Annotated in this window: 14 protein-coding genes and 1 pseudogene; 4 read left to right on the forward strand and 11 right to left on the reverse strand. The window is 71.0% G+C overall.

The genetic code is table 11. The annotated features are described in order from the left end of the window. Positions 1-26: 26 nt before the first annotated feature. The 10 genes from ACSHXN_RS09510 to ACSHXN_RS09555 form a co-directional block, all read right to left on the reverse strand. The gene (locus tag ACSHXN_RS09510) at positions 27-1025 is read right to left on the reverse strand and encodes a sugar phosphate isomerase/epimerase family protein (RefSeq protein ID WP_355128347.1); all 999 of its coding nucleotides are present in this window, start codon (positions 1023-1025) and stop codon (positions 27-29) included. A 13-nt stretch (positions 1026-1038) separates the two neighbouring features. Further along, positions 1039-2247: a Gfo/Idh/MocA family protein gene (locus tag ACSHXN_RS09515; protein ID WP_355128345.1), complete on the reverse strand. Its 1209-nt coding sequence runs from the start codon at positions 2245-2247 to the stop codon at positions 1039-1041. Positions 2248-2305: 58 nt separating this feature from the next. Continuing rightward, a complete protein-coding gene (locus tag ACSHXN_RS09520; protein WP_355128343.1) occupies positions 2306-3346 on the reverse strand; it encodes a substrate-binding domain-containing protein in 1041 nt (346 codons plus the stop codon). 17 nt (positions 3347-3363) lie between these two features. Further along, a complete protein-coding gene (locus ACSHXN_RS09525; RefSeq protein ID WP_355128341.1) occupies positions 3364-4383 on the reverse strand; it encodes an ABC transporter permease in 1020 nt (339 codons plus the stop codon). Then, positions 4380-5897 carry a sugar ABC transporter ATP-binding protein gene (locus tag ACSHXN_RS09530; RefSeq protein ID WP_355128339.1) on the reverse strand — a complete coding sequence of 506 codons (1518 nt, stop codon included), beginning with the start codon at positions 5895-5897 and terminating at the stop codon, positions 4380-4382. Before ACSHXN_RS09530 ends, ACSHXN_RS09525 begins: the two co-directional genes overlap by 4 nt. A 120-nt stretch (positions 5898-6017) precedes the next feature. After that, positions 6018-7199, reverse strand: coding sequence for an ROK family transcriptional regulator (locus ACSHXN_RS09535; protein ID WP_355128337.1), 1182 nt, complete (start codon positions 7197-7199; stop codon positions 6018-6020). Between the two features lie 705 nt (positions 7200-7904). Continuing rightward, positions 7905-8579 (reverse strand): GntR family transcriptional regulator, encoded by a 675-nt coding sequence (locus tag ACSHXN_RS09540; RefSeq protein WP_355128335.1) that lies wholly within the window; start codon positions 8577-8579, stop codon positions 7905-7907. 128 nt (positions 8580-8707) lie between these two features. Then, positions 8708-9655 carry a beta-ketoacyl-ACP synthase III gene (locus tag ACSHXN_RS09545; protein WP_355796307.1) on the reverse strand — a complete coding sequence of 316 codons (948 nt, stop codon included), beginning with the start codon at positions 9653-9655 and terminating at the stop codon, positions 8708-8710. Between the two features lie 165 nt (positions 9656-9820). Continuing rightward, the gene (locus ACSHXN_RS09550) at positions 9821-9949 is read right to left on the reverse strand and encodes an MFS transporter small subunit (RefSeq protein WP_345545421.1); all 129 of its coding nucleotides are present in this window, start codon (positions 9947-9949) and stop codon (positions 9821-9823) included. Next, the gene (locus ACSHXN_RS09555) at positions 9924-11249 is read right to left on the reverse strand and encodes an OFA family MFS transporter (RefSeq protein WP_355128331.1); all 1326 of its coding nucleotides are present in this window, start codon (positions 11247-11249) and stop codon (positions 9924-9926) included. The genes ACSHXN_RS09550 and ACSHXN_RS09555 overlap by 26 nt, the downstream gene beginning before the upstream one ends. Positions 11250-11471: 222 nt before the next feature. Here ACSHXN_RS09555 and ACSHXN_RS09560 point away from each other — a divergent pair, with 222 nt between their 5' ends. The 3 genes and pseudogenes from ACSHXN_RS09560 to fdhD all read left to right on the forward strand — a co-directional run bounded on the left by ACSHXN_RS09560 (position 11472) and on the right by fdhD (position 13591). Further along, positions 11472-12443 carry a 2-dehydropantoate 2-reductase gene (locus tag ACSHXN_RS09560; protein WP_355128329.1) on the forward strand — a complete coding sequence of 324 codons (972 nt, stop codon included), beginning with the start codon at positions 11472-11474 and terminating at the stop codon, positions 12441-12443. A 118-nt stretch (positions 12444-12561) separates the two neighbouring features. Next, positions 12562-12735, forward strand: a pseudogene (locus ACSHXN_RS09565) (2Fe-2S iron-sulfur cluster-binding protein); the annotation flags it as partial. A 7-nt stretch (positions 12736-12742) separates the two neighbouring features. Then, on the forward strand, positions 12743-13591 hold the full coding sequence (fdhD, locus tag ACSHXN_RS09570; RefSeq protein WP_355128325.1) for a formate dehydrogenase accessory sulfurtransferase FdhD: 849 nt from the start codon (positions 12743-12745) through the stop codon (positions 13589-13591). A 15-nt stretch (positions 13592-13606) separates the two neighbouring features. Here the strand turns inward: fdhD and ACSHXN_RS09575 are convergent, their stop codons facing one another. Then, positions 13607-14422 carry a LysR family transcriptional regulator gene (locus ACSHXN_RS09575; protein WP_438302941.1) on the reverse strand — a complete coding sequence of 272 codons (816 nt, stop codon included), beginning with the start codon at positions 14420-14422 and terminating at the stop codon, positions 13607-13609. Positions 14423-14563: 141 nt separating this feature from the next. On the opposite strand from ACSHXN_RS09575, the gene ACSHXN_RS09580 reads away from it, so the two are divergent. After that, the gene (locus tag ACSHXN_RS09580; protein WP_355128323.1) at positions 14564-15283 is read left to right on the forward strand and encodes an SDR family oxidoreductase; all 720 of its coding nucleotides are present in this window, start codon (positions 14564-14566) and stop codon (positions 15281-15283) included. Positions 15284-15286 lie beyond the last annotated feature (3 nt).

Genomic DNA, 15286 nt, shown 5'->3' on the forward strand with positions numbered 1-15286 from the left:
GGAGATGCGGAAAAGCGGTAAAGGGGTCAGTTGCCGAACGCCGCGTCGAAGGATGCCGACGGCGGCTCGAAGTCGTACGCCTTCAGGCGCGAAAGGGCTTCGGGGGCGCCCTGGAGCCGGTCCATGCCGGCGTCCTCCCACTCGACGGACACGGGGCCCCGGTAGTCGATGGAGCGCAGCATCCGGAAGACGTCCTCCCACGGGACGTCGCCGTGCCCGGCGGACACGAAGTCCCAGCCGCGGCGCGGGTCTCCCCACGGCAGATGGGAGCCGAGGCGCCCGTTGCGGCCGTCGAGGCGCTTGCGGGCCTCCTTGCAGTCGACGTGGTAGATCCGGTCACGGAAGTCCCACAGGAAGCCGACCGGGTCCAGGTCCTGCCAGACGAAGTGCGAGGGGTCGAAGTTCAGCCCGAACGCGGGCCGGTGGTCGACGGCCTCGAGCGCCCGCTGCGTCGTCCAGTAGTCGTAGGCGATCTCGCTGGGGTGGACCTCGTGCGCGAACCGCACGCCCTCGGCGTCGAAGACGTCGAGGATCGGGTTCCAGCGCTCGGCGAAGTCCTCGTAACCACGCGCGATCATCGACTCGGGGGCGGGCGGGAACATGGCGACCAGGTGCCAGATCGCGGAGCCGGTGAAGCCGATGACGGTGTCGACGCCGAAGGCCGCGGCGGCACGGGCGGTGTCGGCGATCTCGGCGGCGGCCCGCCGCCGTACGCCTTCCCCGTCGCCGTCGCCCCAGATCCGCGCCGGAAGGATGGCCTGGTGGCGCTCGTCGATGATGGCGTCGCAGACGGCCTGGCCGACCAGGTGGTTGGAGACCGCCCAGCACTTGAGGCCGTACTTGTCGAGCAGTTCGTGGCGCGAGGCGAGGTACGACGGGTCCGCGAGCGCCTTGTCGACCTCGAAGTGGTCGCCCCAGCAGGCGAGTTCGAGCCCGTCGTAGCCGAAGTCGCGGGCCAGGCGGCAGACCTCCTCCAGCGGAAGGTCCGCCCACTGGCCGGTGAAGAGCGTGAACGTGCGCGGCATGACCAAGGCCTCCTCAGAGCGCCGTCGGGGTGTACACGGAGTTCTTCTGTGCGCTCTCCTCCACCGCCGCGAGGACCCGCTGCACCTGGAGTCCGTCGGCGAAGGAGGGCTCGGGGGTACGGCCCGCGGCGATCGCGTGCACCAGGTCGCGGGCCTGGTGGACGAAGCTGTGCTCGTAGCCGAGGCCGTGGCCCGGGGGCCACCAGGCGTCCAGGTAGGGGTGGTCGGGTTCGGTGACGAGGATGCGGCGGAAGCCGGCGTGCGTGCCCGGCTCGGTGCCGTCGTGGTACGACAGTTCGTTGAGGCGCTCCAGGTCGAAGGCCAACGAACCGCGCTCTCCGTTGAGTTCGATACGCAGGGCGTTCTTGCGCCCGGTGGCGTAGCGGGTGGCCTCGAAGGAGGCGAGGGCACCGGAGGTGAAGCGTCCGGTGAACAGGGCCGCGTCGTCCACCGTGACGGCTCCTGTGCCGCCGGCCGAGACGGCGGACAGTCCGCTCGTGGGCCCCTCGGGCAGCGGCCGCTCCCGGACGAAGGTCTCGGTGAGCGCCGACACCCCGGCCAGCCGCTCCCCCGCCAGGTACTGGGCGAGGTCGACGATGTGGGCGCCCAGGTCGCCGAGGGCGCCCGAGCCGGCGTGCTCCTTGGTCAGCCGCCAGGTCAGCGGGAACCGGGGGTCGACCAGCCAGTCCTGAAGGTAGGTCACGCGTACGTGCCGCAGCGTGCCGAGCCTGCCCTCGGCGACCATGCTCCGCGCGAGGGCGGCGGCGGGCAGGCGCCGGTAGTTGAAGCCGACCATCGCCAACCGGCCGTTCGCCCGGGCGGCTTCGGCCGCCGCCACCATCGCTTCGGCCTCCTCGACCGTGTTGGCGAGGGGCTTCTCGCACAGCACGTGCTTTCCGGCGGCCAGCGCGGCGAGCGCGATCTCCGCGTGGCTGTCGCCGGGAGTGCAGATGTCGACGAGGTCGACGTCGTCCCGGGCGACGAGGTCGCGCCAGTCGGTCTCGGCGGCGGCCCAGCCGTGCCGGTCGGCCGCCGCTCGCACGGCGGCACCGTCGCGGCCGCAGATCGCCGCCAGGACCGGCCGCAGCGGCAGGTCGAAGACGCGCCCCACGGTGCGCCAGCCTTGGGAATGGGCGGCGCCCATGAAGGCGTAACCGACCATGCCGACGCGAAGTGGCGGCTTCTCTTCCTCTGTCCCGTCCGGCTGCTGCGGCTGTCCCATAGGGATGTCCTCCTCGTCCTCGTGGTGAAAGAGCCGTGGGGGGTGCGGGCGGAACCCGTCAGCGGAAGCCGGTGGGCATGTACTGGTCGACGTTGTCCTTGTCGACGACGGCCGAGTACAGCGTGATCGACGCCGGGATCTCGTACTCGGCGAGGCCCCCGACGCCCTTGCCCTGGCCGAGGGCGCGCGCGAGGTCGATCGCGGAGGCGGCCATGGTCGGCGGGTAGAGGACGGTCGCCTTGAGGACGCCGTTGTCCTGCTTGATGGCCTGGAACGCGGACAGCGCCCCGGCCCCGCCGACCATCAGGAAGTCGTCGCGGCCGGCCTGCTCGATGGCCCGCAGCGCACCCACGCCCTGATCGTCGTCGTGGTTCCACAGCGCGTCGAACTTGGGCTGAGCCTGGAGGAGTTGAGCCATCTTCGCCTGACCCGACTCCACCGTGAACTCGGCGGCCTGGCGGGCCACCTTCTTGATGTTCGGGTAGTTCTTCAGGGCGTCGTCGAAGCCCTGGGTGCGCTGCTTGGTGAGCTCGAGGTTGTCGATGCCGGCCAGTTCGATGACCCGGGCGTCGGACTTCCCCTTGAGCTTCTCGCCGATGTAGTGGCCGGCGTTGAGGCCCATGCCGTAGTTGTCGCCGCCGATCCAGCAGCGGTAGGCCTGCGGGGTGTTGAAGATGCGGTCGAGGTTGACGACCGGGATTCCGGCCCGCATCGCCTTCAGCCCGACCTGGGTGAGCGCCTTGCCGTCGGCGGGCAGGACGACCAGGACGTCGACCTTCTTGTTGATGAGGGTCTCGATCTGGCCGATCTGCGCCGCGGTGTCGTTGGAGCCCTCGGTGATCTCCAGCGTGACGTCCGAGTACTTCTTGGCACGGTTCTTGGCGTTGTCGTTGATGGCGTTGAGCCAGCCGTGGTCGGCCTGCGGGCCGGCGAACCCGATGGTGACGTGCTTGCCGGGCTTGTCGTCGGCGGCCGGCTGGTCGCTCCCGGCGGGCTTCTCGGACTTGGTCTCGTTGCTTGTGCAACCTGCGAGCAGGGCACCGGCGGACACGGCGGCGCTCCCGAAGAGCAGCCCTCTGCGACTGGTGAGCTGTGACATGGCGGTGAACCCTTTCCTCAGGTCGTGCTTGCGGTACGGCGTTGGACCAGCACGGCGGCGACGATGATCGCGCCCTTGGCGATCTGCTGAACGTCGCTCTGCAGGTTGTTCAGGGCGAAGATGTTGGTGATCGTGGTGAAGATCAGGACACCCAGGACGGAGCCGACGATGGTGCCGCGGCCCCCGCTGAGCAGCGTGCCGCCGATGATCGCGGCCGCGATGGCGTCCAGTTCGTACAGATTGCCGTTGGTGTTCTGGCCCGAGCCCGACAGAATGATCAGGAGGAAAGCCGCGATGCCGCAGCACAGCCCGGACAGCAGGTAGAGATACAGCCGCTGGCGCCGTACGTCGATGCCGGCGAGCCGGGCCGCCTCCGCGTTGCCGCCGACGGCGACCGTGCGGCGCCCGAAGGTGGTGCGGTTCAGCACCAGCCAGCCGATGACCGTCACCAGGGCGAAGACCAGCACGAGCGGCGGGATGCCGAGCACGTAGGAGTCGCGTTCGCCGAGCTTGAGTATCCCGTCGACGGTGACGATCTGCGTCCGCCCGTCGGTGATCTGCAGCGCCAGACCGCGCGCGGAGGCCAGCATGGCGAGTGTGGCGATGAACGGGACCATGCCGCCGTAGGCGATGAGCAGGCCGTTGACCAGCCCGCAGCCCACCCCGACGAGCATCGCCGTGAAGAGGATGCCGGCGAATCCGTATTCCTGTGTCGCGACCGTGGTCGCCCACACGGAGGCGAGGGCGACGATGGCGCCCACCGACAGGTCGATCCCGCCCGAGGTGATGACGAAGGTCATCCCGACGGTGACGACCCCGATCACCGAGGCCTGGGTGAGGACGAGTTGGAGGTTGCGGGTGTCGAGGAACTCGTCGGGTTTGGTGATGCCGCCGATGAGGACCAGCGCGGCGAGCACCCCCAGAAGGGACAGGGTACGGACGTCCGCGCGGCCGGCGAGGACGCGCCAGGCGGGCGGTTGGCCGATCGACGGCACCTTGCCGGTGCTGCCGCGCGGCGGGGACACGGGCTGCGTCATGACGCCGGGCTCCCTTCCATGACGAGGTCGAGGACGCGGTGCTCGTCGAGTTCGCGGGCGGGCGCCGTGTGCACGACGCGGCCCTCGCGCAGTACCAGGACACGGTCGGCCAGGCCGAGCACCTCGGGCACCTCGCTGGAGACCAGCAGCACCGCGAGGCCCTCGTCGGCGAGCCGGCGCACCACCGCGTAGAGCTCGGCGCGGGCGCCGACGTCGACGCCGCGCGTCGGTTCGTCGAGCAGCAGCACGCGGCAGCCGCGCAGCAGCCAGCGGGCCAGGACGGCCTTCTGCTGGTTGCCGCCGGAGAGCGTGCGGACGGGTACGGCGGGGTTGTCGGGGCGCAGGGACAGCTCCCGGGTCGACGCGCGCGCGGCGCCGAGTTCGGCGCGACGGTCGATCCAGCCTCCGCGCGAGAAGCGCGACAGGGAGGAGACCGAGACGTTGCGGGTGACGGACTCCAGCATGAGCAGTGCCTGCGCCTTGCGTTCCTCGGGGGCCAGTCCGAGTCCCGCGCGCACCGCCGCGCGGACGCTTCCGGGGCGCAGCGGGCGCCCGTCGACGAGAACCTGGCCGGTGGTGGGCCTGCGGGCGCCGTAGATCGTCTCGAGGACCTCGGAGCGGCCCGATCCGACGAGACCGGCGAGGCCGACGATCTCACCGGGGCGGATCTCCAGGTCGAGCGGCGCGAACTCGCCGTCCCGCGCCAGCCCCCGCACCTGAAGGACGGGCTCGCCGGTGGGGACCGCGGAGGGTCGCTCGGGAAAGACGTACTCGACGTTGCGTCCCGTCATCAGCGCCACGACCTCCCGGGTCGGCGTCGACTTGGCGGGCAGCCCGCCCGCCACCGCCCGACCGTCCTTGAGGACGGTCACCCGGTCGCCGATGCGGCGGATCTCCTCGAGCCGGTGCGAGATGTAGACGACCGCGACGTCGTCGGCGGTCAGGTCGCCCACGATGCGGAACAGGTTGTCGACCTCGTCCGGGTCGAGCGCGGCGGACGGCTCGTCCATCACGATGAGCCGTACGTCGTGGGAGAGCGCCCGTGCCATGGACACGATCTGCTGCTGAGCGGCCGACAACTCCCCGACCAGGCGCGCCGGGTCGATCTCCGGGTGGCCGAGCCGGCGCAGCAGCGCGGCCGTCGACGCCCGCGCCGCCTTGCCCCGTACGACAAAGCCGGCGGTGGTGGGTTCGTGGCCGAGGTGGACGTTCTCGGCCACCGACAGGTGCTCCACCAGATCGAGTTCCTGGTAGATGGTGGCGATGCCCAGTCGCATGGCGGCGATCGGCGAGCGAAGCGTGACGGGTTCGCCGCGCCAGTGGATCGCGCCGGTGTCGGGCTGGTGCGCACCGGCCAGGACCTTGATGAGGGTGGACTTGCCGGCCCCGTTCTGGCCGAGCAGGCAGTGCACTTCACCGGCCCGTACGTCGAGGTCGACGCCGTCGAGGGCCCGGACTCCGGGGAACGACTTGGTGATGCCGGACATGCTGAGCAGCGGTGTTTCTGGTGCCATGTGGGTTCCCCTCGGCGGGCGTGCGAGCCGGTTTCAGGGCGGAACGCGTGCCGGGCAGGCGTTGTCAGGGCAGGGCAGAGCAGGGCGCTGTACTGGTGGATCTCTTGCCGGACGAGCCGATTAGGCGGGCGAGAACAGGTGGTCGCTGATGAGACGGGCCGCGCCGATGACACCGGCGTTCTGGCCCAGTTCACCGAGGACGATGGGCAGGTTGCCGGTCGCGAGAGGCAGCGACTGGCGGTAGACCTGGGTGCGGATCGCGGCGAGCAGGGTGTGGCCGAGACCGGTCACACCGCCGCCGATCACCACGAGTCCGGGGTTGAAGAAGCTGACCAGGCCGGCGATGACCTGGCCGGTGCGGGTACCGCCCTCCCTGATGAGGTCGAGCGAGGTGGCATCGCCCGCCGCGGCCGCGGCGGCGACGTCGACGGCGGTGAGCGCGCCGTTCGTCTCCAGCCGGGAGGCGAGTTCCGCCGACAGTCCTTGCTGGGCCGCCTCCAGCGCGTCGCGGGCCAGTGCCGCGCCGCTGAAGTGGGCCTCGAGGCAGCCCCGGTTGCCGCAGGCGCAGGGGCGTCCGTCGGGCACGGCCTGGATGTGCCCGATGTCGCCCGCGCTGCCCGTCGTACCGCGGTGGACCTCACCGCCGACGACGATGCCGCATCCGATGCCGGTACCGATCTTGATGCAGAGGAAGTCGCCCACGGAGCGTGCGACGCCCGCGTGCTGCTCCCCCATGGCCATCAGGTTCACGTCGTTGTCGACCATGACGGGACAGCCGAGCTCCTGGCTGAGCGCCTCCCGCACCGGGAAGCCGTCCCAGCCCGGCATGATCGGCGGTGCCACCGGCACACCCTCCGGGAAACGGACCGGGCCGGGGACGCCGATACCGGCGCCGTCGAAGCCCTCGGCCAGTCCCGTCGCCCGCAACTTCGCCGCCATGGACAGGACTTGCTCGAAGACCGCGACCGGGCCCTCGCGTACGTCCATGGGGTGGTTGAGGTGCCCCAGCACTTCCAGTTCGGCGTTGGTGACCGCGACGTCGACCGAGGTCGCGCCGATGTCGACGCCGAGGAAGCGCAGGTTCGGGGCGAGCCGGATGTTGTGCGAGCGGCGACCGCCGCGCGAGGCGGCGAGCCCGTCCGCGACCACCAGTCCCGTCTCCAGGAGCCGGTCCACCTCCACGGCCAGCTTGGACCGCGAGAGGTCGACCTGATCGCCCAGCTGCGCCCGGGAGTTGGGTCCTCCGTCGCGCAACAGCTTGAGCAGCCGGGCCTGGTGCGCGTTCGCCGGTCGTGCAGTCATGCGTCTCACGCGCCCCTCCCCGCCTCAAATCGGCTACCAGTGCCGGGCTTTCGAGTGGAACGTAGCAGCGACTGCCGGGAGTGGGAAGAAGTCGCGCAGGGATTCCCGCAATCTTTCTCCACTCACAGGACAAAGACGGGTCCGAGACGGCGCGGAACGGGACGCCGTCTCTCGGCACCGGGGATGCGGTGACGGGTCCGGCGGGGCCGCCGACTGGGGACACGAACGCGGGAAGGCGGGGCGGGCTGCCCGGACGGAGGCATACATGTTCGCCTCAGCGGCCGCCCGGACCGTAGGCGTCACAACCAGGACCGGCTACGGCCTCGAGCCCGGCCGGCGGGGCACTGAGCACCGTGCACGACAGTGCCGACAGCCGCTCCGAAAGGGCCCGCAAGCCACAGCGCGGCCCGTCGCGCGCTGCACCGGAACAGGACCGGCTACCGCCCAGCACCCGACCTGGGCTCCGACGGCCCCACACGACCGCAGGCCCCGCACGACAGTCCCGACAGCCGCTCCGGAAGGGCCCGCAAGCCGTAGCGCGGCCCGTCGCACGCTGCACCGGAACAGGACCGGCTACCGCCTCGTACCCGGCCCGAGCAGTGAAGGCCGTGCACGGCAGCGGTGCCGCGCACGACAATGCGGACGGCCGCTCCGGAGGGGCACCGTACGCCCCGGAAGCGGCCGCCGGTCAGGCGTTGTCAGGCGTTACTTGGCCCGTGCGTGATACGACCGCCGGGTGTGCTCGGTGTGCTCGCGCATGAGCTGGGTGGCGCGTTGTTCGTCGCGGTCCGCGATCGCCGCGATCAGTTCGCGGTGCTCGACCCAGGACTGCCTGCCGCGCTGGCGGGCGACCGGCGTGTAGTACCAGCGCACCCGGCGGTCGACCTGGCCGGCGAGCTCGGCGAGCACCGCGTTGCCCGCCAGTTCCATCACCTTCGCGTGGAAACGGGCGTTCAGCGCGACCGCGCCGTCGACGTCGTCGTTCGCCACGGCGCCCTCGCCCTGCGCGCACAGCTCCTCCAGGGCCGCGATGCCGGCACTGCCCGCGTTGGCGGCGGCGAGCCGGGCCGCCTCGGCCTCCAGGAGCGTGCGTACCGTCAGGAGCTGGTCGGCCTCCTCCTCCGTCGGCTCGTGCACGAATGCACCCTGGGCGGGCCGCAGATCGACCCATCCCTCGGTGTTCAGCCGCTGCAACGCCTCGCGCACCGGTTGCCGGGAGACCCCGAGGTGCCCGGCGAGCTCGCTCTCCACCAGGTGCTGGCCCGGCTGCAGGGCGCGGGTGGTGATCAGTTCGAGCAGCGCCTCGTAGACCCGGTCGCGCAGCGGACCGGGCCGCTCGAGTTTGGGCACCGCTCCCTGCGGCAGTCCTGTCGACAACATCGCGGTCCCCCTCCAGGGCAACGGCGGCGCGGTGGCCGTGAGGCCAGTGTCTTTCGTCTACAGTCTACGGGGCACCATGGCCAGGGGCGCGGCGAGTTGGGCTTGTCACACCCGACCGGCACAGCCGGTCACGGGCAGCGGACGACCTGTCCGGCGTAGGAGAGGTTTCCGCCGAAGCCGAACAGCAGCACCCGGTCGCCTCTCGAGATCTCCCCGCGCTCCACCAGCTTGGACAATGCGAGCGGGATGCTCGCCGCCGAGGTGTTCCCCGACTCCGCGACATCGCGGGCGACGACCGCGTTCACGGCGCCGAGCTTCTCGGCGAGCGGCTCGATGATGCGCAGGTTCGCCTGGTGCAGCACGACCGCGGCGAGCTCCTCCGGCGCGGTCCCGGCCCGCTCGCACACCCGCCGGGCGATGGGCGGGAGCCGGGTGGTCGCCCAGCGGTACACGCTCTGCCCCTCCTGGGCGAACCTCGGCGGTGTGCCCTCGATGCGCACGGCATGGCCCATCTCGGGCACCGAGCCCCACAGCACGGGCCCGATCCCGGGCTCGTCACCCGGAGGGCACCCCTCGACGACGGCCGCCCCGGCCCCGTCCCCGACCAGCACGCAGGTCGCACGGTCGGTCCAGTCCGTCACGTCGGACATCTTGTCGGCGCCGACGACGAGCGCCCGAGTGGCGGCGCCCGCGCGCAGGGCGTGGTCCGCGGTGGCCAGGGCGTGGGTGAATCCCGCGCAGACGACGTTGATGTCCATCGCCGCCGGGGACGGGATGCCGAGCCGGGCGGCGACACGGGCGGCCGTGTTCGGCGAGCGGTCGATGGCCGTGGAGGTGGCGACCACGACGAGGTCGATGTCGGCGGGCCCACGGCCGGCCGCGGCGAGGGCCTTGGCGGCGGCGTGTGCGGCCAGTTCGTCGACGGGCTCGTCGGCCCCGGCGATATGGCGCGTCCGGATGCCCACCCGGCTCGTGATCCACTCGTCGCTCGTGTCGACCATGCCCGCCAGGTCCTCGTTGGTGAGGACCCGGGCGGGCTGGTAGTGGCCGACGGCGGCGATGCGCGAGCCGTTCATGGGCGGATCCCCCTCATTGCCTCGGGTAGCGGGATCCACAGTCTGATCAGTGACTCACCGGTACGACGGCACGTGAACCGACAGGAATGGGACGCCCCCGTTGTCGGCTTCCCGCAGACCCCCGGACGCCCGGGGCTCTGCCGTACGGCCACAGCCTCGCCCGTCTCACCCGGTGAAGAGCTGCTTGGCCTTCAGGACGAGCTCGTAGAGGCCGTAGCACAGGGGTGCTCCCACCCACACCCAGGAGAGGGCGATCAGTGCGCGGCGGTCACGCGGGCTGCTCTCGCCGGCCATCGGCGACCTCCTGCGGTGCGGGGATGTGGTGACGGGGGTGGACCGGCCGCACGAACTCGTTGGCGACGAACCCGATGACGAGCAGCCCGATCATGATCATGAATGAGAGGCCGTAGAGGGACGAACCGTGCTTGCCGGCGTCCTTCTGGTGGTCGGCGATCCAGTTCACGATCAGCGGACCGAGCACGCCCGCCGTGGACCAGGCGGTGAGCAGGCGGCCGTGGATCGCGCCGACCTGGTACGTCCCGAACAGGTCCTTCAGATAGGCGGGGATCGTCGCGAAGCCGCCGCCGTAGAAGGAGAGGATCACGAGCGCGCAGAGGATGAACAGCGGTTTCGACGAGTCGCCGAACGATGCGATCAGCAGGTACATGACCGCACCGACGCCCAGGTAGACGCGGTAGATGTTCTTGCGTCCGATCAGGTCCGAGGTCGAGGACCAGCCGATACGGCCCGCCATGTTGGCCGCGGACAGCAGGGCCACGAAGCCGGCGGCCGCGGAGACCGACACCGGCGTGGAGGTGTCCGCGAAGAAGTCCGTGATCATCGGGGCGGCCTTCTCGAGGATCCCGATGCCGGCGGTCACGTTCATGCAGAGCACGATCCACAGGCACCAGAACTGCGGGGTGCGCACGGCACTCGCCGCCGAGACCTGGACCCCCTCGAAGGCGCTCGGCCCGTCCTCCACGGGCTTCTCGGTGCGCGGCACCCGCACCAGCAGGACACCCAGCGCCATGAAGACGGCGTAGGCCAGTCCGTGCACGAGGAAGGCGAGCGCGATGCCCGAGTGGTCGGAGCCGAAGGACTCCAGCATCTGCGCCGACCACGGCGAGGCGATCAGCGCGCCGCCGCCGAACCCCATGATGGCGATGCCGGTGGCCATGCCGGGGCGGTCCGGGAACCACTTGATGAGCGTGGAGACGGGGGAGATGTAGCCGATGCCGAGGCCGATACCGCCGACGAAGCCGTAGCCGAGGACGATCAGCCAGTACTGCTCGGTCTGCGCACCCAGTGCCGCGATCAGGAAACCGGAGGAGAAGCAGATCAGGGCGACGGTCATGGCCCAGCGCGGTCCGTTGCGCTCCACGAGCGTGCCGCCGAACGCGGCCGAGAGACCGAGCATCACGATGGCCAGCTGGAACGGCAGCGCACTCTGGGTGCCGCTGAGGTCGAGTGCGGACTCCAGCGACGGCTTGAACACGCTCCAGGCGTAGGCCTGTCCGATGGAGAGGTGGACCGAGAGAGCGGCGGGCGGAACCAGCCAACGGCTCCATCCCGGGGGAGCAACAGGAGGACTCATGATCCCGGACGGTACGAACCCCGCGGGTTGTTGAAAACGGTCTCGTCGACCGTATGCGGTGAGCGGTATCCAGGCTGCGCCGAACGGTCGTCCGAGTACGCCTCGGACGCTGCGCGCACCCTTGCCGCGCCCCATCTCCATACTGTAGACAATATTTCGTCGACATGATTCGACACGTCGCGTCACCTCCGCGGTACTCCCTCGACCGAACGGAGTGTTCCTGTGAAAGTCGCAGTCCTCGGCGCCGGAGCCATCGGCGCCTATGTCGGTGCCGCGCTCCACCGTGCGGGCGCCGATGTGCATCTCATCGCCCGTGGACCGAATCTGGCGGCCATGAGGCGGGACGGAGTGCGGGTGATCAGCCCACGTGGCGACTTCACCGCGCACGCCCACGCCACCGACGACCCGGCCGAGGTCGGCCCCGTCGACTATGTGTTCCTGGGTCTGAAGGCCAACTCGTACGCGGCGTGCGGGCCGCTGATCGAGCCGCTCCTGCACGACACCACGGCGGTCGTGGCCGCCCAGAACGGCGTCCCCTGGTGGTACTTCCACCGGCACGGCGGCCCCTACGAGGGCCATCGCATCGAGAGTGTGGACCCCGGCGGCGCGGTCAGTGCGGTGCTCGCGCCCGAACGGGCTATCGGATGCGTCGTCTACGCGGCCACCGAACTGGAGGCCCCGGGAGTCGTCCGCCACCTCGAAGGAACCCGGTTCTCCATCGGGGAACCCGACCGCAGCGTGTCGGACCGCTGTCAGGCACTCAGCGAGGCCATGCAGTCGGGCGGGCTCAAGTGCCCCGTCGAGCCGGATCTGCGCAACGACATCTGGCTCAAGCTGCTGGGCAACATCTCCTTCAACCCCATCAGCGCGCTGGCCCGTGCGACCATGCGGCAGATGTGCCTGCACGGCGGCACCCGCAAGGTCATCGAGACCATGATGGAGGAGACGCTCGCGGTCGCCGAGGCCCTCGGATGCACCGTCGGCGTCTCCATCGAGCGGCGGCTCGCGGGCGCGGAGCGCGTCGGTGACCACCGCACCTCCACCCTGCAGGACCTGGAGCGCGGCAAACCGCTCGAACTCGACGTCCTGCTGGCGGCCGTCGTCGAACTGGCGGAGATCACCAAGGTCGAGGTGCCGACCCTGCGCACCGTCCACGCCATCTCCGACCTGCTCGCGCTCAGGAGCGCCGCGTGAGACGACGCGGTGCGGGGGCCCGGCCCGGGCCCCCGCACCGGTCCGCGCCATGTCCCGGGCCCCGCCGGCCTCGTCCGGCGGGCGCGGTTCGGTGCGCGGTCCCGGGACGGCCCGGTGCGAACGGGTGCCATCACGGTGTACGACCATCCGCGGGGCGGGCTGCCGCCGCGCCACGCGGGTACAGGACAATGAGAGCGTCGAGGTCACCTCAGGGCACGACCACCCGGTGACCGAAGGCGACCTCGGCATCAAGGGCCGTTTCGGCCGCCAGCACGTACAGAACCGGGGCTGATCAGGACATGGGACGAGTCACGGAACGACGCAAGGTGATCCGCATCCGGGACGGCGCGGTCTCGGCCCGGCCCGACACGCTCGTCGCCGAGGAACCACTCGAGATCAGGCTCAACGGCAAACCCCTCGCGATCACCATGCGCACCCCCGGCGACGACTTCGCACTGGCCGCGGGATTCCTGGTCAGCGAGGGTGTGCTGGCCGAACGCAGCGATCTGCAGAACATCGTGTACTGCGCGGGGGCCACGGTCGACGGCTCCAACACCTACAACGTGGTGGACGTGCGGACCGCGCCCGGCGTGGTGATCCCCGACATCACCCTGGAGCGCAACGTCTACACCACCTCGTCCTGCGGCCTGTGCGGCAAGGCGAGCCTGGACGCGGTGCGGACGACGGCGCGCTGGCCCATCACCGACACTCCCCCGGTCCGGCTGGACCCCGCGCTGCTCGCGAGCCTCCCCGACCGGCTCAGGGCGGCCCAGCGGGTCTTCGACCGGACCGGGGGCCTGCACGCCGCGGCCCTGTTCACCGAGGACGGCGAACTGCTCGACGTCCGTGAGGACGTGGGCCGGCACAACGCGGTCGACAAACTGGTGGGCCGCGCCGTGCAGAACGGCGACCTGCCCCTCTCGCGGGCCGTGCTGCTGGTCTCGGGCCGGGCCTCCTTCGAGCTGGCCCAGAAGGCCGTGATGGCGGGCATCCCGGTGCTGGCCGCGGTCTCGGCCCCGTCGTCGCTGGCCGTGGACCTGGCCGCCGAGACCGGTCTGACCCTGGTCGGCTTCCTGCGGGGCAGTTCCATGAACGTGTACGCGGGCGAGGACCGCATCGCGCTGCAGACCGCGGCCGCACGGGGCTGACCCCGTGCTTCCGGCTCAGCGGCGTTCCTGAGCGATCCGGGCGAAGTCGGCGATCAGGGGTGAGCGGCGGCCCGCCTCCCAGGCGAGGAACACCTGGTCGGGCTCCGCGTCCCGGACGGGTACGTAGGCGATGTCCGGGCGGGAGTACTGCTCGGCCACCGACTCGGGCACGAGGGTGATGCCCGCGCCCGCCGCCACACTCTCGAATTTCTCCTCGACGGTGCGGATCGGCAGATCGCCCGGCCGGGGATCGGAGTAGCGCAGCCACGGCTCGCCCTCCAGGTCGGCGAGGGCGAGCTCCTGTTTGCCGGCGAGCCTGTGGTCGGTGGGCAGCATCGCCACGCGCGCCTCACCGAACAGCGCGACGAGCGTCAGGCCCTGCTCGCGGATCGGCCTCCGGACATAGGCGAGGTCCACGGTTCCGTCCAGGATCGACTGTTCCTGGTCGTCCCATTCGACGCGGCGTGCCTTGACCTCGACGTCCGGATGGACCGCCCCGAAGGCGCGCAGGGCGCCGGTGACGACCACACCCGCCCGGAAACCGACGACGAGGCGGCGCGACCCGTGTGCGGCGCCGAGCACGCGGCGCCGGGTCGCGGCCGCGTTGGCCAGCAGCTGCCGGGCGTCGTCGAGGAGTTGCCGTCCGGCCGCCGTCAACCTCACGCCGTGGCTGTCCCGTTCGAAGAGACGGACGTCCAAGTCCTTCTCCAGCGCCCGGATCTGACGGCTCAGCACCGGCTGCGCGATGTGCAGGGACTCGGCGGCACGCCCGAAGTGCAGCTGTTCCGCGACCGCCGTGAAGTAGCGGACCTTCCGCAGGTCCAGATCCATGGCCGCCCCTTCCGTCGTGCCGGTGGCGATGCCTTCAGGGTATCGCCACCGCGAAAAGAGGTCTTGGACGGCGGAACGGCCGGGGCCCCAGGCTGGATGGCGTCGGACAAACGTGGGGTCGAGCAGGGAAAGGACATCGACATGAGCCTGCAAGGACAGCGGATCGTCGTGATCGGCGGTACGTCGGGCATCGGTCTCGCCGTCGCGGAGGCCGCCGGGCGGGAGGGCGCGGAGATCGTGGTCGCCTCGCGCCGGCAGCAGAGCGTGGACGCGGCGCTGGAGCGGCTGCCGCAGGGCGCCCAGGGCCATGTGCTCGACGCGACGGACGAGGCTGCGGTGGGCGTCTTCTTCCAACGGGTCGGCGCCTTCGACCACCTGGTCTACACGGCCGGTGAGTCACTGCTGATGGAGAGCTTTCTGGAGTCGGACCTGGACCGGGCCCGGCGCTTCCTGGACACCCGGCTGTGGGGTGCCTTCACGGCCGTCAAACAGGGCGCCCCCTTCCTGCGCAAGGGCGGTTCCGTGGTGCTCACCACCGGGACGGCGGGTCGCCGGCCGATGCCCGGCACGACCGTGGCGGCGAGCCTGTGCGGGGCGATGGAGTCGCTGACCCGGGCGCTGGCCCTGGAACTCGCCCCCCTCCGCGTCAACGTGGTCTCCCCCGGCGTGGTGCGCACGGATCTGTGGCGCGATCTGCCGGAGGAGGACCGGGAGGGGCTGTACGAGTCCTCCGCCGGTTCGCTGCCCGTCGGGCGGGTGGGCGAGCCCGCCGACATCGCCGAGGCGTACCTCTACCTGATGCGCGGCGGCTACAGCAGCGGGTCGGTGGTGGTCGTGGACGGCGGCGGGGTACTGGTCTGAGGG

The sequence above is a fragment of the Streptomyces sp. HUAS TT11 genome (assembly GCF_051553595.1).
GTDB lineage: Bacteria > Actinomycetota > Actinomycetes > Streptomycetales > Streptomycetaceae > Streptomyces.